Source organism: Coleofasciculus sp. H7-2 (assembly GCF_042747725.1).
Classification (GTDB): Bacteria; Cyanobacteriota; Cyanobacteriia; order Cyanobacteriales; family FACHB-T130; genus FACHB-T130.
The window spans coordinates 1-19835 of sequence record NZ_JBHZGO010000113.1 but is presented as its reverse complement, the minus strand read 5'-3'; the positions used below and the strand labels follow the sequence as shown (position 1 = coordinate 19835).

The 19835-nt window shown below is 48.3% G+C and carries 16 protein-coding genes; 11 read left to right on the top strand and 5 right to left on the bottom strand.

What is annotated here, in order from left to right; translation table 11 throughout:
- The first annotated feature begins 513 nt into the window (after window positions 1-513).
- Window positions 514-1878, top strand: a complete 1365-nt coding sequence (locus ACFW2W_RS26365) for a PAS domain-containing sensor histidine kinase (RefSeq protein ID WP_378184866.1) — start codon at window positions 514-516, stop codon at window positions 1876-1878.
- Window positions 1879-2169: 291 nt separating this feature from the next.
- Here ACFW2W_RS26365 and ACFW2W_RS26360 read toward each other — a convergent pair whose 3' ends face one another.
- Window positions 2170-3450, bottom strand: a complete 1281-nt coding sequence (locus ACFW2W_RS26360) for an ABC transporter substrate-binding protein (protein ID WP_378184863.1) — start codon at window positions 3448-3450, stop codon at window positions 2170-2172.
- 230 nt (window positions 3451-3680) lie between these two features.
- Between ACFW2W_RS26360 and pilM the strand changes: the two genes are divergently transcribed.
- From pilM to ACFW2W_RS26325, 7 genes are all read left to right on the top strand, one after another.
- Window positions 3681-4784 (top strand): type IV pilus assembly protein PilM, encoded by a 1104-nt coding sequence (gene pilM / locus ACFW2W_RS26355; RefSeq protein ID WP_378184861.1) that lies wholly within the window; start codon window positions 3681-3683, stop codon window positions 4782-4784.
- A 4-nt stretch (window positions 4785-4788) separates the two neighbouring features.
- On the top strand, window positions 4789-5589 hold the full coding sequence (locus ACFW2W_RS26350) for a PilN domain-containing protein (RefSeq protein ID WP_378184859.1): 801 nt from the start codon (window positions 4789-4791) through the stop codon (window positions 5587-5589).
- A complete protein-coding gene (locus ACFW2W_RS26345) occupies window positions 5586-6377 on the top strand; it encodes a pilus assembly protein (protein ID WP_378184857.1) in 792 nt (263 codons plus the stop codon). The genes ACFW2W_RS26350 and ACFW2W_RS26345 overlap by 4 nt, the downstream gene beginning before the upstream one ends.
- A gap of 81 nt (window positions 6378-6458) precedes the next feature.
- A complete protein-coding gene (locus ACFW2W_RS26340) occupies window positions 6459-9188 on the top strand; it encodes an AMIN domain-containing protein (RefSeq protein ID WP_378184855.1) in 2730 nt (909 codons plus the stop codon).
- 359 nt (window positions 9189-9547) lie between these two features.
- Window positions 9548-9829: an HU family DNA-binding protein gene (locus ACFW2W_RS26335; protein ID WP_378184853.1), complete on the top strand. Its 282-nt coding sequence runs from the start codon at window positions 9548-9550 to the stop codon at window positions 9827-9829.
- 26 nt (window positions 9830-9855) lie between these two features.
- Entirely contained in the window at window positions 9856-10932 is a 1077-nt protein-coding gene (cobD, locus tag ACFW2W_RS26330) for a threonine-phosphate decarboxylase CobD (protein WP_378184851.1), read from the top strand.
- An 89-nt stretch (window positions 10933-11021) separates the two neighbouring features.
- The gene (locus ACFW2W_RS26325; protein WP_378184849.1) at window positions 11022-12524 is read left to right on the top strand and encodes a dihydrolipoyl dehydrogenase family protein; all 1503 of its coding nucleotides are present in this window, start codon (window positions 11022-11024) and stop codon (window positions 12522-12524) included.
- Between the two features lie 24 nt (window positions 12525-12548).
- Here ACFW2W_RS26325 and ACFW2W_RS26320 read toward each other — a convergent pair whose 3' ends face one another.
- The 3 genes from ACFW2W_RS26320 to ACFW2W_RS26310 are packed head-to-tail and all read right to left on the bottom strand — an operon-like array spanning window position 12549 to window position 15610.
- Window positions 12549-14423 carry an FAD-dependent thymidylate synthase gene (locus ACFW2W_RS26320; RefSeq protein WP_378184847.1) on the bottom strand — a complete coding sequence of 625 codons (1875 nt, stop codon included), beginning with the start codon at window positions 14421-14423 and terminating at the stop codon, window positions 12549-12551.
- A 12-nt stretch (window positions 14424-14435) separates the two neighbouring features.
- Window positions 14436-15017: a dCTP deaminase gene (gene dcd / locus ACFW2W_RS26315; RefSeq protein ID WP_378184846.1), complete on the bottom strand. Its 582-nt coding sequence runs from the start codon at window positions 15015-15017 to the stop codon at window positions 14436-14438.
- A 56-nt stretch (window positions 15018-15073) separates the two neighbouring features.
- Window positions 15074-15610 carry a P-loop NTPase family protein gene (locus ACFW2W_RS26310; RefSeq protein WP_378184979.1) on the bottom strand — a complete coding sequence of 179 codons (537 nt, stop codon included), beginning with the start codon at window positions 15608-15610 and terminating at the stop codon, window positions 15074-15076.
- Between the two features lie 285 nt (window positions 15611-15895).
- Here ACFW2W_RS26310 and ACFW2W_RS26305 point away from each other — a divergent pair, with 285 nt between their 5' ends.
- A complete protein-coding gene (locus tag ACFW2W_RS26305) occupies window positions 15896-16459 on the top strand; it encodes an adenylate kinase (protein ID WP_378184844.1) in 564 nt (187 codons plus the stop codon).
- 401 nt (window positions 16460-16860) lie between these two features.
- Here ACFW2W_RS26305 and ACFW2W_RS26300 read toward each other — a convergent pair whose 3' ends face one another.
- Window positions 16861-18129, bottom strand: coding sequence for a bifunctional folylpolyglutamate synthase/dihydrofolate synthase (locus tag ACFW2W_RS26300; RefSeq protein ID WP_378184842.1), 1269 nt, complete (start codon window positions 18127-18129; stop codon window positions 16861-16863).
- Between the two features lie 164 nt (window positions 18130-18293).
- Between ACFW2W_RS26300 and ACFW2W_RS26295 the strand changes: the two genes are divergently transcribed.
- Entirely contained in the window at window positions 18294-18986 is a 693-nt protein-coding gene (locus ACFW2W_RS26295) for a hypothetical protein (RefSeq protein WP_378184840.1), read from the top strand.
- A 19-nt stretch (window positions 18987-19005) separates the two neighbouring features.
- A complete protein-coding gene (locus ACFW2W_RS26290; protein WP_378184838.1) occupies window positions 19006-19722 on the top strand; it encodes an AAA family ATPase in 717 nt (238 codons plus the stop codon).
- Window positions 19723-19835 lie beyond the last annotated feature (113 nt).

The window sequence follows — 19835 nt, the reverse complement described above, 5'->3', positions numbered from 1 at the left end:
ACTGGTAATAAAACCAACCACTTTCCGCACCTCGATCCGACAAGATGAAGAAAGTTAAAGTTAGCCTTCTTCTCCTTAAAAGAAGCTAAAATATTTTAACTATTTTTTCTTCTAACCAGAAGAGGCTTAGCGCGAAGTGGGAAAAAGGCTGGGGGAGCGGGCTTTTCCGGGTTCAAGAAGGCTATGAAGGTTATGTGGATTAGGCTCCGGTTACATCTGATTGATGTCCACCTAACTTATCAGTCTCAAAGAGGATTTACAAATAAATTTCTTACAGTTAACTCAAGGTGTGTGCCTAATGTTTTGCTGAGATTTTGCACACCCTTCGAGTTACTGGAATTTATTCATTGAATAAATTCCACAGCAATTGTTGCCAAAAGCGAAAAGCTAGGTGCGATTTGTCTAGTCATTTAGGGCACTTTCAGCTAATCTGATTTTCAAATTGCTCAAAAAGCAAAATGGGTGCTTCAATAGCTTAACAAAAGTTTAAAAAAGGTATTTATCAATAATTTCATGAGTTTTCACCTAAAAGGAGAGCGGTTTACCCAGAAAATAGAAACTGCACGCCACCGCGCAGCGGCGTTACAGCAGCGTGTCAGCGAATCGCCCCGGCAACAACCAGAGCTGCTAGCGGTATCGCTGGAGGAATTAAAAACCGCCTTAGAAGAATTGCACGTAGCCGAAGAAGAACTGCGCCAACAGAATGAGACTTTGCTAGCGACGAGGGGGGCATTGGAAGCGGAACGCCAACGCTACCAAGACCTATTCGAGTTGGCTCCAGACGGCTATCTGGTGACAGATACAGCTGGAACGATTCGGGAAGCCAACCGTGCCGCCACCGAGCTTCTCGGTGTCTCCCACACTTACCTGGTGGGCAAACCGCTAATCATATTTGTGCCTGAAGAAGCTCGTCGAGCCTTTCGTTCCCAACTGAATCAGCTCCCTAAAATCGGCTTACTTCAGGAGTGGGAGGTGCGACTAAAATCGCGTCAAGGCAATCTCTTTGATGCTGCTTTGACTGTCGCTAACGTCCAAGATAAGCAAGGTAAGGCGTCTTCTCTACGCTGGATGCTACGCGATATTACCGCCCGCAAGCAAGGGGAGGAAAAAATTCGCTTTTATCATCTGCAAAATTTGCAACTTCAAGAAGAAGTCCGGCTGAAGTCGCAGTTTTTGGCGCTGATGTCCCACGAACTGCGGACTCCGATGAACGCGATTCTAGGCTTTTCGCAACTGTTGATGCGCCAAGCTCAGCATCAGCTGGGTCAAAACCAACTAAATATGCTAGAACGCATTTTTAATAGTGGCAAACACCTGCTCAAGCTGATTGAGGATATTCTGGACTTCTCTAAGCTGGAGGCGGGACGCCTGGATTTAAACTTGGAAGAATTTAACTTAGCCGAGCTAGTCGAGCAAACAGTGGAAGAACTCCAGAGTTTGGCTCAGCAGAAGCACTTATCAGTGCATATTCACGCTTGTCTCGATAACCCTTGTGTTGTGAATGACAGTAATCGCCTGCGGCAGGTATTAGTCAATCTTCTTTCCAATGCGATTAAGTTTACCGATTCGGGTAGCATAACCGTGGACGCTTGCGAACCGGCACCCGACCAAATAGCGATCGCCATCAGCGATACTGGTATTGGTATCGATCCGTCGGAAATCCAACAAATTTTTCAGGAATTTCGGCAACTCAGTCAAAGCCTGACGCGCACTTATGGTGGTACGGGTTTGGGGCTTGCCATTACTGATCGATTGGTTCGCATGATGCACGGAAAAATTCAAGTAGAAAGTCAGCCAGGAGAGGGTTCAACTTTCCGGCTAGAGTTGCCCCGTGAAGTCACATCAAGTGCCAATAATTCTACGATAATCTCAACCTAACTCCCCAGCCCCCTTCCCTACTAGGGAAGCTACGGTGTACACACATCTTTGGTTAAGTTGCAGAACGTTGATTGATCTTCAATTGCATCCCCCGATAAATTGGGGGACTTTGAATTCCATTTCCCCCCTTTTTACTAGCGTTAGCGTTCGCGTAGCGGCGCGGATGCGCGAGAGGGATGCGCTCTCTTCGCGGGGGCTAGGGGGGATCTCGAGACGATTCATCAGGAACAGAGATGTGCGTACACGGTAGCTCCGATTCCGGGGAGGGGTTGGGGAGCGAACAGCGAATCCTTACCGTTGATTCCACGCTAAAGCTGCATCCGCAACTGCTTTCTCCACTGTCTTTTCCCCCAACATCGCTGCTTGCAAATTTTCATAAATTGCCTTCTGCAACTTGTTGAGATCCTTCATCGCCGGGACTAAAACCTCTGCCGCTGTCAATTGGCTGGCACTAATGACGCGAGCTTGTTCCACTGGCGACACCTTAGCACTACTGGCTATCTGGCGTTGGTACTCTTGCACTGCCTGAACTGTAGACGGCAACACGTTCGCCGCCTTGGCAAAAGCCAGCTGATTTTCATCGTTCGTGACAAATAAAGCAAATTTGAGGGCGTCATCCGGCTTCTGAGTGTCGCGGGGAATCACCAGATTCATCACTGCTACATTCTTTTTACCAGTTTCGCCAGTAATCTGGGGTGCCGCAGCGGAGACTTGCGCGATCGCTGGTGCATTCTTCTCAATCGTCGCCATAAACTCTGCACCCGAAGCCAGCACAGCCGTTTCACCCGCTTGGTACAGTTCTATTGCACGTCGATGTCCTTGTGTCAATACCTCCTGGGGTAACAGCTTCTTCTGGTAAAGGTCTACCCAATATTGAAACGCCGCTTTCCCTGCGGGTGTATTAAAAGCCGCCTCTCCTTTGGCATCCACCAATTGAACCCCCATCTGTACCATAGATTCCAGCACCTCAGCCGAATCTTCTGGAACCAAGGTCACAAAAAACGCATACTTGCCGGTTTTTTCCTTAATTTGCTGAGCGACTTGTGCTAATTCAGCATAAGTCGCCGGGGGTTTGCTCACACCTGCTACTTTAAACAAATCCTGGTTGTAAATCGTCACCCGCGTCGTTAAATACCAAGGAATGCCAAAACTTTGGTCGCTGAGCGTGCTAGCCTTCCATATATTAGGGAGATATTGCTGGCGCACCGCTTGGGGAACTTTAGTATCTAAATCCAACCAGGCATTGCGCGACGCCAACTGGGAGGCAAAGTCCGGATTCAGGTTCACGACATCGGGTGCCGTTTTCGCTGAAACCGCCGTCAGGATTTTGCTTTCCATCGCACTCCAGGGTACATCTACCCAGCGCACTTTGACGCCGGTATTTTCGGCTTCAAAGTTGGCAATCAGTTTGTTGAAATAGTCAGTAAACTGCGGTTGCAGCTGCATCGTCCAGAACTCAATTTCCCCTTTTCCAGATGGGGTAGAGCCTGGGCTACAGCTGATAACCCAGCTGAGAATGAACCCCAACAGGGTACATACGCCCAATCGTCTCCAGGTTTTCCTACGGATCATGTAAATTGCAATTCCACTTTCAGCGCTAGCAGTAACCCAGCTAGCAGTAACTCATCCTACCTGATGAGGTATATCTAATGGTACGGAATCTACCAGGGTGTATTTTTGTCTCTACCGATGTGTTTGTCAGCTAGATTGGGTACCATAAATCTGTCTCTATCTCCCTACACGCAATCTCTCTTACCTAACTAAACTTTCTTTTTTCTGCTTCCCTCAGCAAACCTAAAGATATGTTCACCCGGTTTAAAGGATTATTAGCTAAACGTACCAAAGGAATTGGTATAGAAATTGCCCCTGAACGGATTAATATTGCTCAACTACGCAAGCAGGGTCAAGGATTCAAATTAACAACGCTATCCTCTAAAGAAGTTCCGGAAGGGGTCTTTCAAGAAGGCAAGATTATGGATGCCCCGACTTTAGCCGAACTGATTAAGGAAGCGATCGCTGAAAGTAAGATAAAAGTCCAGAACGTCGCCACTGCCGTATCGGGGCGCGAAGCCGTGGTGCGCGTTATCCCAGTGCCTGCGGAACTTGATGACAAAGAGTTGCGGGAAATGGTGTTGGATCACGAAGCCGGTCTCTACTTGCCATTTCCACGGGAAGAAGCAGATGTAGACTACCAGAAGCTGGGATTTTTCACCGATGAAGATGGAATTGAGAAGGTGCAGGTGCTGCTGGTCGCTACCCGCAAGGAAGTGACAGACACCTATATTGAAACCTTCCGGGAAGCTGGATTAAAAATCGATGTATTGGAGATTAGTAGTTTTTCTCTGATTCGGACGATTAGAGAGCAGTTGCGGCAATTTGGCCCTCAAGAAGCTGCCGTTCTGGTGGACATTGAGTTCGACAGCACCGAGATTGCCATCATCGTGGATGGGGTGCCCCAATTCTCCCGTACCGTACCGATTGGGACGTATCAGCTACAGAGTGCCCTGAATCGGGCGATGAATTTACCGACATCGAGAAACACGGAAATCCTGCAAGGGATGACAATTCCCAACACCCCCGTCGATAATGTCCGCACGGGTGCAACGGGGATCAATCCCGGTATGGGAGCTTTAGTTAGAGTATTGGGAGAGCTTGCCGATGAACTGCGTCGCTCTATCGATTTTTATCTAAATCAGAGCGAAAATTTGGAAGTGGCGCAGCTGCTACTCGCTGGGCCAGGAGGAGGAATTGGACAACTGGATGAATTCTTCACGCAACGGTTGAGCTTGCCGACGACGCAAGTAGACCCAGTTGCAGCCCTTTCCTTGGAGATGATAGAGGAAATTTCACCAGTGCAAAGACCGGGATTGGGAGTTGTATTGGGATTAGGACTACGAGAGGTTTAAAGGGATGTATAGCCTAGATATTAATTTTCTTAAGGATCGCCCGGACATCATACGACGCGATGTCCCCGGTGCCAAAGCGCCCTCTGGTAATAAAAACATGACGCCGCTGTTGGCGGGATTGGCAGTCGGTCTGCTGTTGCCAGCAGGGGTTGGGGCGTTGTGGTTTTTGCTGCAAAACCAAACCGAACAATTGACGGCAAAAAAAGCTCAATTGGAACAGCGCTTGAATGAAGGCAAAGCCAAAGAACAGCAGATTCAAGCAATCAACAACGAAACCCAGACAGTTAAAGGAGAAACGCAGGCACTCGCCAGTGTGTTTAATCAATTGGCTCCTTGGTCAGCGATTTTGCAGGATATACGCGATCGCGTCCCACCCGGTCTGCAAATTACCAGCATTGAACAAACCGCTCCAGATCCAGCTACCACCACGGCAGCCCCTAGCCCCACTGCTGCCGCTGCCCCTCCCAGCTCTAACGTGGCAATTAAAGGGTACGCTCGCTCCTTTGATGAAGTGAACGACTTTTTGCTAACGCTACAGCGATCTAAATTATTCGATAGCGAAGATACCCAAATCGTGACTGCCGAGTTGAAAGACAATCAAACCCAGGTGCAACAGCCCCAGGATCAAGGAAATTCCAACGCTAAAGTAGAAATTAAATTGCCAAAAGTGGTGGAATACACCATTAAAACGAGCCTGAGCGATGCCCCGGCTTCCCAATTACTCAGAGAGTGGGAGCGCAAAGGTGCAGTGGGATTGGCGACTCGGCTTAGAAACCTTCAGAACACAGGAGCGCTGCCAAAATGACGGTGAGTCAAGACTTTATACCATCCAATGAAGGCCAAGAGGAGGCTGCCTATCCCAGTGCCTTTGGTATTACGTTCACACCAACAGTCAGCGGTGCCTTGCTGGCAGTGTTGGGTTTAGCAGGAGCAGCTTATTTGGTGGTTAACCTATTGCTGCCTGCGTGGAATTCTTATCAACAACTGCAAACTGAGGTAGAAAACACCCAGGAGCAAATTAATCAACAGGCACAACTCCAGAAAAAAATTGATGAGGCGAAAGTAAACCTAAATAAGGCAAAACAGCAAAAAGCTGCTGTCCTTTCCATGTTTGGTAGCGCGAAAACCCTGGACACCTTAATGCTGGATATCAATCGTTTTGTTAAGGCAAGACAAGGCAAATTGACCAAGTATGAGCCAAGAAGAAACGATGCCGCTGATGCCAACAGTAATGACATTATTAATGATGGCTCTTTAGGACCAGAAGTCAATGGTAAGCTCAAACGTAAGGTATACAATGTAAGTTTTGAAGGCGACTACGGACAAACCCAATCCATTCTGAGAAGTCTAGAGCGACTCCAGCAACTGCTAGTAGTAAAAGACTTGAAATCAGAGTTGAAAGAGGCGGCGACCAGTCAGAAAATTACGGTAAACCGGCAGGGTCAAATTGTCCCCAGTGGCAAACCAAAAGAGCGAACCTTGATTAACACCTCTTTTAAGTTAGAGGTGCTGCTGCCATTATCGGAGCAGGAAGCGAAAGAGGCGGCGGCAGCGGCAGCGGCAGCGGCGGCGGCAGCTCAACCAGCCCAGTAGGAGACAGCGAGTAGGTGACGAGAATTCGACCTGAAAGCTGTTATTCAGGTGCAAAAATTGCTTTTGTGTGAGGAGGAAACGGTGAAACAGCTATCAATATTGGGTGGAATCTTGCTCGGTTCAGCACTGGTTCTACCCGGAACACAACGGGTCTTAGCAGCTGCCACGCAAGTAACCGCTGTGCAACTCAATCCCACGGATAACGGTGTTGAAGTGATGTTAAAGACATCTGAGGGCGATACCCCCGGTCAGGACTCTGTCCTACGCCCTCAGATGTTCACACTCAGCCGTGGTAATGAGTTAATGGCAGATGTACGGAATGTCAAGCTGAGCTTACCTGAGGGAGACAGCTTCCGTCAGGAAAACCCAGCTCCTGGCATTAAGTCAGTCGTCGTGAGCCAGCGGGATGACAATAGCGTCCGAGTAACGGTCAGCGCTGCTAACAGCACACCGACCGGGCAGATTAGCCAGAACAAGGAGGGGGGAATAACCTTAAACGTTAACTCTGTTGTGCCGCCGACCGGAGTAACCCCGGCGACGCTCTCCTCCCAGACACCTGTTAATTCTTCTCCTACTGCACCTGCACCTACGGCCCAGACGCCACCGGCTCCAAACCGACTCGCTCAAACGCCAATTCCGGGCGGTGTATTCCCCCAAACGCCAGCTGGTCAAATCCCACAGGCTCCAACACCCAGTGGCATAACCCCTACCCTAGGGCTACCAGGAGTTCCTTCGCAAACGCCTCAACCAGTCATAAACCCGCCAAACCCAGACGTTCTGGTACCCAACCCGCGCATTACCATTGACGGAGTTCCGGCTCCAGCGGCTGGGACAGTGCAACCCGTCAGTCCGGCACCACCTTTCTTGCCGAGAGCGATCGCGCCCCCAGTCGGCGATATTACCACCTCCAACACCAATGCTGCCCCCGCTGTCATCGATCTCGGTACATCTGAGCGCGTACCCCGCTTAGTGTTGCGGGATGCCCCAGTCAGAGAAGTTTTAGGGCTACTTGCCCGTTCTGCTGGTCTCAACCTTGCCTTTACGGGAGGCTCGGCAGCTGGTACTCCTGGGCAACCAGCCCCCGCTCCGGGTGGTGCAACTACCGAGGGGGGACCTACCATTTCCCTCGATATCGAAAACGAACCAGTTCAAGATGTCTTCAACTACGTCCTTCAGTTGAGCGGCTTGGAAGCCAACCGAGTTGGACGAACAATTTTTGTGGGTGCCAGACTGCCCGACGATGCTCGAAATATCATCACGCGCAGCCTGCGACTCAATCAAGTCCCGGTCACGGCGGCTGCAAACTTCTTGACGACCCAAGGGGCAGAGACTCAAATCCCTACAGAGCAAATTCAAATTCAGACCATTGGAGAGGGAGCCGCCGCTCGAACCGTAGAAATCAGAACGCCAAGCATTCTAGCACTCAGAGCCACCGAGGGAAATGCCCCCTTACTACTCAAAGGGTTAGCAGTGTCAGCCGACGAGCGACTCAATGCCATCACTCTGGTTGGCTCTCCTCGCAAAGTTGAAATTGCGACAAACCTTCTGACCCAGCTAGATGCCCGCCGTCGTCAGGTGGCGGTGAATGTCAAGGTCGTTGATGTCAACCTATTAAACACCAAGGACTTTAATACTAGCTTCTCCTTCGGGATCGGGGATAGTTTCTTCAACGTTGACCGGGGAGCAGCCGTCTTTAACTATGGCGGTGTCAGACCACCTACGGCAGCGCAGACACAGGGGAGTCAGGTTTCTCCAACAGTGATTGCGAACCCCTTTGCAGGTGGAAATACTTTCCTAGATTTCAACAATTCCGTACCTGTTCCCGGAACTGGAACAGGCACCAGAAGCGTGATTATCAATCCGGGCAATAATCCTGCTGTGACGGTTAACGAGACACCAGGAGCGGCTTTATCATTTCCTCAACCTAGCGCGGGAGTTTCAGGAAATCCATTCCGAGCCGGTATAACCGACTTTACACGGGGAACGCCAAACGAAAGTACTGTCACTACAACTCCTGGTACTCCAGGCACTGCTGCTCAATTCATTCCTGCTCCTGCTGGTTCTCCTCCAGGAACCCCTGGGACAATTATTCCTGGTACTGCTGGTACTCCTGCTACTACTACTGCTACCTTCACAGCGGGAACTCTGGGGACAGTTACTACAGCTCTTCCCAGCTTTTTCCAATTCCCCAGCCGGTTTCTATCGTCATTACAGGCGCAGATTCAAAGTGGCAATGCTAAGATTTTGACTGACCCGACTCTGGTTGTCCAGGAAGGACAGTCGGCTACCGTCAATCTGACTCAAGAGGTCGTCGGCAATATTAGGCGGGAAACGGAAACAACCGACAATACTACGAATACAACAGTCACCGCAGAAATTAAGCAGGCAGGTTTAATACTCAATATCAGAGTCGAGCGGATTGACGATAATGGTTTTGTCACTTTAGCTGTAAATCCCACAGTAACTGCGATTGGGGGTCAGCAAAATATAGTCGTTGGTGATGATGTCAACCAAATCGCTTTGCTGACGGTGCGTAACCTGAACTCTGGACAACTTCGCCTGCGAGATGGTCAGACGCTGATTTTGTCAGGCATTATTCAAGATTCAGAGCGAACGACAGTATCTAAAGTGCCAATTTTGGGTGATATTCCTCTGCTGGGTGCCCTGTTTAGAAGTACCAATAAGGTAAATCAGCGACAAGAGGTAATCGTGTTGCTGACGCCTCAGATTATCGATGACTCGTCGCGTGCCGCATTTGGCTACAGCTACACCCCAGGACAAAATGCGCGTCAGATATTGGAGCGTCAGTAACAGGTAGCGCTAGAGTCTTGAGGAGACAAAATACAACTTCCCCCTGTTCGACTTCCGACAGGGGGCTTATTTGTGTCGTAGATGGAGTTTTTGGCTAGGAAATTAGGCTGTGCGACTCTCGAAAAGTGCCCGTTGTCGTAAAATTAGTCAAAAAAATCCTCAAATCTACATAACTTAAAGCTTTCGACGATCCATATCCAGCACGCAGACTTTAGAATAATGCAGTGAAACTTCGAGACAGCGAGAGTTTCAGCTTTTTTGAGGCTAAATTACCCTCGAAGGCTGGTGTCTATAGCCCCTATTTGGGACTTTAGCGCTGTGATAATCACGCCCGTGTAATCCATTTGGAGTGACTAAACATGAATAAAGGTGAATTGGTTGATGCAGTGGCAGACAAGGCTTCTGTCACTAAGAAGCAAGCAGATGCTGTTTTGACGGCTGCCTTGGAAGCTATCATGGAAGCTGTTTCTTCTGGCGATAAGGTGACTTTGGTGGGATTCGGCTCTTTTGAATCGCGGGAACGCAAAGCCCGCGAGGGTCGCAACCCTAAAACTGGGGACAAGATGGAAATCCCAGCAACGAAGGTTCCTGCATTTTCTGCGGGTAAGTTGTTTAAAGAAAAAGTCGCGCCCGAAGAGTAACTACTCATCCAAAGCGGCAATCATCCTTGACTCGGCCTGTTCACGGGGGTAACTTAGCCTGGGCAGCTGCACTGGCAGGCTGTTCCCCCGACCTCATTGTTGATTTTTCTGCCAGTATTAACCCGTTGGGGCCTCCCCAGTCAGCACTCGCAGCGATTGGGGCACATCTGGAGCGCTTACGTGCCTATCCTGACCCAGATTACGGGGAGTTGCGGGTGTCTCTGGGTCAGCTGCACCAACTCCCGCCAGACTGGATTCTGCCTGGGAACGGCTCGGCAGAGTTACTAACCTGGGCAAGTTGGGATTTATCAGAACTGACGGGAACGTGTCTGGTGACACCAGCATTTGGCGACTACTGGCGGGCACTCCGGACGTTTAGCGCCAACGTACTTGAGTGCCCGCTTGCCGATTTTCGATCTTCGATTTTGGATTTGCGATTCCCAATCCAATATCCCAAATCCCACATCCAAAATCGCATGGGTTTACTGGTGAATAATCCACACAATCCCACGGGTCAGATGTTTTTGCGGGAGACTCTGATACCTTATCTGGAGCAATTTGCTCTGGTGGTGATGGACGAAGCCTTTATGGATTTTCTGCCGCCAGACCAGCAGCAAAGCCTAATTCCAGTGGTGCAAGAGTACCCGAATTTGGTGATTTTGCGATCGCTCACCAAGTTCTACAGTCTGCCAGGGCTGCGCTTAGGTTATGCTATAGCTCACCCAGACCGCCTGCGGCGCTGGCAACAGTGGCGCGATCCTTGGCCCGTAAACACCTTGGCTGCTGCCGCTGGTGTCGCTGTGGTAAAGGATACACAATTTCAACAGCAAACCTGGGATTGGTTGGAACCGGCAAAGTCCCACCTGTTTCAAGGTTTGGCGCAAATACCGGGATTGCAACCGCTACCGAGTGCCGCTAACTTTTTACTGGTTGAGTCAGAACAACCCAGTAGCGAAGTACAGGAAAAACTTCTCAAGCAGAGTAAAATTCTGATTCGTGACTGCTTGAGCTTTCCAGAATTGGGCGATCGCTACTTCCGAGTCGCCGTGCGTTCCGAAGTTGATAACCAGCGCCTAATCGACGGTCTAGCTGCAATCTTGTAATCGCTAATGGCTAATTGTTCATTTTTCCCATTAGCCATTAGCCATAAATAATTAGCAATCAGCAATTAACAACTGACAAAGAACAAATCATGGCAGTTGAGTACGACTTAGTCGTAATAGGCGGCACAGAGGCAGGGCGTCATGCCGCAGTTGCTGCTGCCAACCTGCAAGCCCGCGTCGCCTTAGTCGAACCCCAGCCGCCTCCTGAGGGGCAACGCTGGCGATCGTCCCTACAGTTAGGGTCTATCTATAGCAAAGCTTTGACTCAGGTTAGGCGAGTTATTCACCCCCTGAGTGACGCCGATCGATTCGGTGTCCCCTGGGATCTAGCTGATTCCACAGAACAGCGAACCGTTCCAGGGGTGCGATTCACCGAGGCAATCCAGTGGGCGGATAGCGTCGTCTCCACTTTAGAAGAACAACATTCTCCAGCGATTTTGGCTTCTTTGGGCGTTGATGTGATTGTTGGAGAGGGAGAATTTTGCCGAAAACCTTACCTCGCCTTTGTCGTCAACGGACGGAGATTGCGATCGCGTGCCTACCTGATTGCCACGGGTTCTCGTCCTGGGATTGCAGAAATTGACGGACTCCAAGCCACCGGCTATCTGACGCCGACAGATATTTGGCAGCAATCCCCCGAACAGCTACCTGTAGATGCATCTCGCCGCCCCTGCTGGGTGGTGATTGGCGGTGGCGCATCTGGCACCGAACTGGCGCAGACTTTATCTCGGTTGGGCGCAGATGTCACCCTGGTGGTACGCAGTTCCCACATTCTGCCGAAAGAAGACCCAGAGGCGGCGAGAGTGGTGCATTCCCAGCTAGAAATTGAGGGCGTCCGGGTTCTGACTCAAACAGAGGTGACACAAGTCAAACGAATTGACGGCAAAAAGTGGGTTCTAGCTGGCAACAAAGCTATCGAAGCTGATGAAATTTTGCTGTGTACGCGATCGCAACCGAATGTCACATCTTTAAACTTGCAAGGAGTTGGCGTCAAGATGAATCGCCGTGGCATGGAGTTGAACGAGAAACTGCAAACAACGAACCCCCGCATCTACGCTTGTGGTGACGTTGCTGGGGGTTATCAAGCTGCCCACATTGCCCAGTACGAAGCCTGCATCGCCCTAAAAAATGCTTTGTTTGCGCCCATTTTCAAAGTAGACTATCGCGGCATTCCTACAGGCGTTTTTTCGGAACCGATGCTGGCGCGGGTTGGCTTAACCGAGGTGCAAGCGAGACGCCAGTACGGTAAAGATGTCTTAGTGTTGCGACAATATTTCAAGACAGTGGCAGCAGCCCAGATATTAGGGGAAATCACGGGATTTTGTAAAATTCTGGTGCGTCGCAATGGAGAAATTCTGGGCGCAACGCTAGTGGGAATGGAAGCGGGTGAGTTAATGGGAGCGATCGCGATCGCCATGCGGCAGAAAATCAAAGTGGATGCTCTGTGCCAACTGCCTGCCATTTCTCCCACCCTATCAGAAATTATTCAGCTAACCGCTAACGAGTGGCACCAACAACGATTAAGCAATAACACCCGCCTGCAAGACTTCTTAGAAGGCTTTTTTAACCTGCGGCGGTCATGGTCTTCATAAGCATATAAAGCTTATTTTAGCAAGCTATGGAGCTAACTTTGCCTTTTTTGCTCGGTTTTCCAAATACCATTGAGCGATCGCCGGAGTCCATTGTTCAAAATGACGATAGAGCAACTCGCAAAACTTTTGCGCCTCTAATTGGGCATCTTTTTTCCATCTTAGGTCTAAAAGATGCATGAGCGATCGCACATTACAACTCAGCACAAAATGCTGTCTGGCATCAAAAGGAATCATCCCTCTAGCGTGTTCTTCTGAAAGTCCTTCATCTATACGTTTCTTATAATGTTTGCAGGCCGAAACGCACCATTGCAAATCATCCTGACGTTGTTCTTCCGAATACAAATAGCGTTTTCCTTGACGGTTCGTATAGTTACCAACGGGACGTAAATAGAAAGCTTCTTCTATATCTAATTTGCCCTCCGTTACATCAACAATTCTTTGCCCTGTATAGCGAAAAGAATTGTGAACTACAACTCCATTACCTACAAAATTATGCCATTTTCCAGCAACTTCTAAATCGTAAGTTCTTTGTAGTCCGAGGTATCGCACCTGGACAACTTTCATCGGGTGAGCTTTTAGCTTGTGGCCTATCGGTTTAGGTTTTTCGGGAAGCTCTTGGATCGGAAGAAAGTTTTGGGCAAACTTTAGTTCTAATCCTTGATTGTGGATTTGTCGATGACAATTTTGACAATCAAGGATTAGATTGTCAAAATCATAAGCTTGTTCTGGGTGTGAGTAAACTGGAAGTAAGTGATGTGCATGAAGTTGACCCCCACGAACACCACACTGCTGACAAGTAAAGTCAAACTTCTCGTGAATTTGAGGTGCAATCGTACGAGTCCAGGCTCCGATAGCAACTCGTTCTTCAGTTACTCCACCTTTCCAAAAATGACTGTCCGCACCTCGACGTGTAAATAGCTTTGCTCTTTCCCTTCTTTGCTGTCGCTGTTCAGAAGTTAGGTTTAAAACGTAAGCTCCCCGAAATCCTTTATTCCAAGGGTTTTTCGTTCCAGGCTTGCACTTATTTAGATTTAGCTTGTGGTTATAAACCCACTTTTTGATAGCCTCAACCGAACACCCAGCCTTCTCAGCCATCTGTTGAGCAGTTAATCCGGCTGATAGTTGCTCAATGAGCCAACTTCTTTCTCGATACAATCCTTCGCCAACAATTACTCCATTTGTCATTAAGTAGCAATCAGGCTGATAAGAAAGAACTTCTTGGTTCGTGTTAGTAATTAATCCAATCGCTTCTTTCATCTTCTGCCAACCTTGTTTGGTGAGAAGACGATGCTCAGCAGTACAGTCTAATGTCCTACCATCTTCAAGAGTTAACCGATAAACAGGCTGTATTCCTTGATCGAACACTTCCTGAACATGACCAATTTCAAAAACCCCAGTATCTTCATTAAGAACTCTGAGGTTCATGTTCCTAAGACGGGATTTAGAATCTCTTCGATATTCTCCCGGTAGTTCTCCGTGGCGACCCTTAATTTTTCTTTCGCGGATAGCCTTTTCACCATTTGCCCATAAATCGTAAAGCTCGGCAATTTTTATCTTTCTCAAACCACCTGAAGCCTTGACAAATGTTACCTCAGTATCTCCGCTCAGACATTGGACATCAAAGCTCACGCCGACGCGATGAGTGCGGAGTTGCTGCATCATTGAGTGCGGGAAATAACCCACATTCACTGTAATTTGAGGATGTTCCAGAGGGCCGTAATGTCCGCGATCGCCTGATAATAAATGTTTAATAATCAGTTCGCCACTTCGCTCCTCATCAGGCCAGCGATCGCAACTATCCCAAACCAACTCTTCGGAGTAATCTTGATGCATTGCTGCCCAAATAACTTGTTGGGGATTCGGCGTGGCAGCAACTACCTCAACACGAAAGTATTTCACCTGAGTATTTCCTTATATTCGTGCTATAACAATTTTTTCCGGCTGATCTTGATATTTACCCTGCCGAGATTCATAGCTCACCTCGCAAGGTTTACCCTCAAAAAATAACAGTTGCACAATTCCTTCATTGGGGTAAATACGGCAATCTGCATTTGATGAATTGGAAACCTCTAGGGTTAAATGTCCTCTCCAACCAGCCTCAGCAGGCGTTAGATTGCAGATAATCCCGCATCGCGCATACGTGCTTTTCCCAATGCACAATACAGTAATATTTTCAGGCACTTCTAGTCTTTCTAATGCCACGCCTAATCCATAGGTATGAGCGGGCAGAATGAAATAGCTACCATTGGCATCGGTATGGAGTTTTGTCTGCTCCAAATTTTCAGGATTAAAGTTTTTGGGATCGACGACTGTGCCGGGAATATGCCTGAAAATGCGGAATTCCACAGGCGAAAGCCTGATATCGTAACCAAAACTGCTCAGACCAAATGAGATAACAGGTAAATCGTCCACACGACGAACTAATTTAGGCTCAAAGGGCGAAATCATACCCTTTTGAGCCATTTCAGTAATCCAGATATCGTTCTTAATCACAGGTTCACAAGTAATCCCAACCGGAATACTAGGATAGCGTGAAGTGAGCGCATTCCTTAAGGTCTGTGACTGCGACGTATTTCAGTAATTTGATCGGCGACATCCAGAAGCGCTTGGGGCATTTCTGGGCCAGTCAAAATGATATCTACATGAGCGGGGCGTTTTTCGAGCAGCGCCAGTACCTCAGATTCCGGAATTAAGCCAAAGTTAATCGCTAAGCTCAATTCATCCAGAACGACGAGGGAATATTTGCCGTCGTAGATTACTTTTTGGGTATGTTGCCAAAGCTGGAGTAAAGAGTGAGTTTCCGCCTCGTCGAGGTGCGGGGTATCAATGCAACGGGGTAAGTCGCAGCGAACCCAATCTAGATTTTGCCCTAAGCGCATGGGATGCTCGTGTCCCTGATTAATTCCGCCTTTGAGGAACTGAATCACTAAAACTGGGGTTCCTTGACCGGCAATTCGCAGCGCTTGGGCTATCACGCCGGTAAAAAAGCTGCGGTGAGCGCCGGTAAAAACTTGCACCAGTCCTTCAATAGTGGGGATCAGGCGACGATCTGAATGAAGCGCTGGAGTTTCTAGCTGGGCAACCATAAGGCGAAGTTTAATCGTGAGGAATCTTGAAGAGCGAATCGCTTGCCCCAGAAAGGTTTGGTTAGCAAACGATATGTAGTGTATTTTTTTATTTTGCCTCATAATCAAACACTAGATATATCCATCCGTCAAGAGTTGACTATCCTGAATGGCTTCTTGGCTTTGTCAGTCTCGCGCGATCGCCCGATCAATGGCAAAATAGCCAGCATAGGCTTGGTTGAAAGCTGGATCAAAATTCAGCGTCTAAACAGTGCTTAATTCAATCACACTTCTGAGCAAGGTGCCGTGAGACTGATAATTCTGGGAGGGCCTGGGGCAGGTAAGGGAACGCAGACTGCACTGCTATGTAGTCACCTGGGGATTCCTGGAATTGCCACGGGCGACATTTTGCGGCAAGCGATCGCATCCCAAACTCCCCTCGGTATCCAAGCACAGACCTATGTAGAAAAGGGTGAATTAGTACCCGATCCCGTCATGATCGAATTCATGCGCCAGCGTCTCCAACAGCCGGATGTCAAAGGCGGTTGGCTGTTAGATGGCTATCCTCGCACTGCTTTTCAAGCAGAGGAATTAGACTTTTTGTTGGAAGGTTTGGGGCAACATCTAGATTGGGCAATTTGGCTGGAGGTGCCAGAATCAATGTTGATGAGCCGTTCCAGAGAGCGATCGCGTTCAGACGATCAACCAGAAATCGTACAACGCCGCCTCCAATTATTCCAAGAACGCACGATTCCCATTTTGGAATACTACGAACATCGCCAACGCTTGTTGACTGTCAACGGAAACCAAACCCCAGAGCAAGTGCAGCACGACATTTTGTGCAAAAACTTGGCAGCGAGTGCTGAGTAATACAGGGGCAATACAGCGTTTTCTTTCTGGATGAGGTACAGTCAAGCTTCCAAAATCAAAGGTTTTAGGCGATCCTCGTACCTCACTAGCTTCAAAAGTGCTGTATTATCTGTCTTTTTACAAATAGAGAGGTTCTCATTTGACTCAAAAAAACCTAACCCCCAGCCCCTTCCCTAGCAGGAGAGGGGTTGGGGAGAGGTCACAATGTATGGCAAAGGTAGAACAGAAGGATTTTTGTTCCTCTGCGTTCCTTTGCGCTTACCTTGGCGTTACTTTGCGTTAAAAATAAGCAGGACTCGCCGCACATCACCACATAGTAAGGGCAACCACAGGGGGATTGAACCCGAAAAAACGCTATATGTATAAGCTTTGCGTAAGTCCTGTTTGCGTTAAAAATAAGATTATGTAGGTGCAGCAAAGCGGTTTTGTTTCAGAAAATGACCCAGTAAATAAAGTGAACCGCACAGAACCAATAAACTTTCTGGGGAGATGGCAGCTTCTAATCCAGTGGTGAGATCCGGGTAGGTGCGACAATCAGCTAATTCTGGGCAGATATTTTGAGCAATGGTAGCTAAATATTCTGGATCGGCGGAACTATGATCCGGGACAGGGACTAAGTACAAGCGATCGCCCTTTCTGAGTAATGCACTAAAAATATCAGCATGATCTTTAGTAGAAAGCATCCCCATCACCCAATGAATCGGCGATTTATCCAGGGTATCGACATATTGGCGCAGAGCGATCGCGGCGGCTGGATTATGGGCACCATCGATCAATAACGGATGATTTTGCCAACTTGTCCACTGAAGACGCCCCAGCCATTGAGTTTTTGCCATACCAGAAGCGATCGCTGCTTCGGAAATTTCCCAACCTTGTGAGGAGAGAATTTGCACAGATGCGATCGCTAATGCCGAATTACTCAGCTGAAAATCTCCCAACAAAGGCAAAGGATACTTTATCCCCTGATACTCCACCCTTCTTTCTTCCCTTTGCGTCTTCGCGGTTCCTAACTCCACCGCCGGTTCAGCCCAAACAACCGGACACCCTAACTCAATAATCCGCTGTTGTACCACCGCCCTCGCCTCCTCTGGCAACTGTCCCACGACAGCAGGACATCCCGCCTTGAGGATACCGGCTTTTTCTCTGGCAATATCCGCTAAAGTAGGGCCAAGGTTCTGCCAGTGTTCTCGACTGAGAGAAGTAATAATTGTGACGAGGGGGTTAGGGCATACATTCGTCGCATCCAAACGCCCTCCTAAACCCACTTCCACCACCGCCACATCTACCTGCTGCTGGGCAAAATACAACCAAGCGGCGGCGGTGATGACTTCAAATTGCGTGGGTGACTCTTCACCGGGTGGAATTGCCGCTTGGACTTGTAGCAGCAATTTTTCTAGCGTTTCCAGAGAGATCGCCTGTTCCTTTAGACAGATGCGCTCATTCCAATCCACTAAATGAGGGGAAGTATATCGCCCGACGCGATAACCTGCCTCAGTCAGCACTGCACAGAGGTAAGCACAAACCGATCCTTTGCCATTCGTGCCAGCGACATGAATCATTGGCACTTTGTGGTGCGGGTTGCCCAAGTTTGCCAATAATTTTTGAATGCGCTCTAAACCGAGATGAACGCCAAAGCGCTGAAATGGTTGAAGAATTGAGTCGATATCCACAAGCAACCAGATACTAACTTTTTTTTAATTAAACTTAATGTTTTAGTAAATTGGCTTTTTTACCGTGTCTCATCGCAATTTGCTTGAGAGTGACGGGAACCCTAACTTTGGCTAGATTGAATGGGAATACTAATTGTAGATCGCAATTATCTGGAATTACTGAAATGACAACCAAAGAGAAATCAAAAGATACAGCTAAAGGGTTAAGAGGTACGGAAGCTCAAGCTAAAACTCGCGTGCTTCTTGCTTTGTGGGATATGAAGGGAGCCGATGAGGAAGTTAAAAAAGGTGATTTAACCGAAAGAGTTAAACGGACGCACGAAAAATCAGGGGATTATCAGGGCGTTTTTGAACAGTTGCAAACATCTGGAGCGATCGCTATCTCCAAAAACAAAATATCCCTGTCTGGCAAAGGCGTTGAGATGCTTGGGGAGGGATTGAAAAACGCTGATTTCGAGTTTGACAGCCAAATTGGGGCAAAAACTGCTAATGCTTTGTTGAAGTGGCTTAGAGAGACGGGAACGCTAGCAAATGGGGCGACTGCTACATCGAATCAGGTAACAGGGAAAGCGATCGCGTCCTACGACGAGTTTAAGCCAGTGGCGTTAGAAGTGTACGACCAGCTTAACCGGGATTATAACCTGGACAATCTGGTACCGATTTACCGGATTCGGCGTGAGATTGGGGAACGAGTTACGCGATCGCACTTCAACGAGTGGCTGCTGGAAATGCAAGCCAACGACATTTTTCAGCTAATGGCTGGAGAGATGTCAGGTATCACCCCCGATAAAGCTGAGGACTCAATCACTACTGAACTAAGCGGATTGCGCTACTACGCCAAGCGCTTAAATTCCTAAATTTGAACTTGACCCTTTTTTGTTTGCTTACCTCACACAAATTGCCATGACAAACTTTTCTGCCTCTCCAATTGAACAGCTCAACGCTGCTATCGAAAGTCACAACCCGTTTGCTCTTAAAGGTGCTTCTGTCAGGATTCAGGATGTTTGGGGGCAAGGATTTCCCGATATTCCAACTTTGAACGCCCATGCTTCTGACGCTATTTTTCAAGCGATTAAACAGGTTAGCTCTGGTCAAGGCAAAGTTACCTCTATCGCCATAACAGCTGAACAAGGAGTTGGCAAAACTCACCTTATTAGTCGCATTCGCCACCGTTTGCAAGCTCAGGGGGGTGCTTTGTTTGTTTACGCCAGTGCTGTTAGGTTTAGTGACTTAGACCGGATTCAATACCAATTCTTGCAAACTTTGGGAGATAGTCTTAGCCAAGTGGGTAGTCAGGGGGTAAAGCAGTGGCAAGAACTAGCTACGGCTATGATAAACCAATCTATAAAAAATAAAAAATCTCCTCCAGAAAGCATTAAACAATTTCCTTTATGGCTCAAAAAACATGGAATGGATAAGCTGACCCAAGCGGTTCTAAGAACGAAACCTCATATCAGCGATCCTGATGTTGTGCGGGCTATTCTATGGACACTCTCAGAAGTTCATGCCCCTTTTGCAATTAAATGGTTGTCTGGTCTTGATATATCTGAAAAAAAAGCTGCTGAACTGGATTTGCCTAAGAGGATGTTTTAAAAGTAGGGTACTGTTGTAAGAAAGCTCACAAAGCTTATGCTGAGATTTGTAGAAACCAGCACCTTGTGAGCGAATGACTAAAGCATATCGTAGCAATCTGACATGGGAACAGT

Bases quoted from the DNA above. Each gene is read 5' to 3' on its own strand.
- ACFW2W_RS26365 (WP_378184866.1), top strand. From the start codon at position 514: ATGAGTTTTCACCTAAAAGGAGAGCGGTTTACCCAGAAAATAGAAACT.
- ACFW2W_RS26360 (WP_378184863.1), bottom strand. From the start codon at position 3,450: ATGATCCGTAGGAAAACCTGGAGACGATTGGGCGTATGTACCCTGTTG.
- pilM (WP_378184861.1), top strand. From the start codon at position 3,681: ATGTTCACCCGGTTTAAAGGATTATTAGCTAAACGTACCAAAGGAATT.
- ACFW2W_RS26350 (WP_378184859.1), top strand. From the start codon at position 4,789: ATGTATAGCCTAGATATTAATTTTCTTAAGGATCGCCCGGACATCATA.
- ACFW2W_RS26345 (WP_378184857.1), top strand. From the start codon at position 5,586: ATGACGGTGAGTCAAGACTTTATACCATCCAATGAAGGCCAAGAGGAG.
- ACFW2W_RS26335 (WP_378184853.1), top strand. From the start codon at position 9,548: ATGAATAAAGGTGAATTGGTTGATGCAGTGGCAGACAAGGCTTCTGTC.
- ACFW2W_RS26325 (WP_378184849.1), top strand. From the start codon at position 11,022: ATGGCAGTTGAGTACGACTTAGTCGTAATAGGCGGCACAGAGGCAGGG.
- ACFW2W_RS26310 (WP_378184979.1), bottom strand. From the start codon at position 15,610: ATGGTTGCCCAGCTAGAAACTCCAGCGCTTCATTCAGATCGTCGCCTG.
- ACFW2W_RS26295 (WP_378184840.1), top strand. From the start codon at position 18,294: ATGACAACCAAAGAGAAATCAAAAGATACAGCTAAAGGGTTAAGAGGT.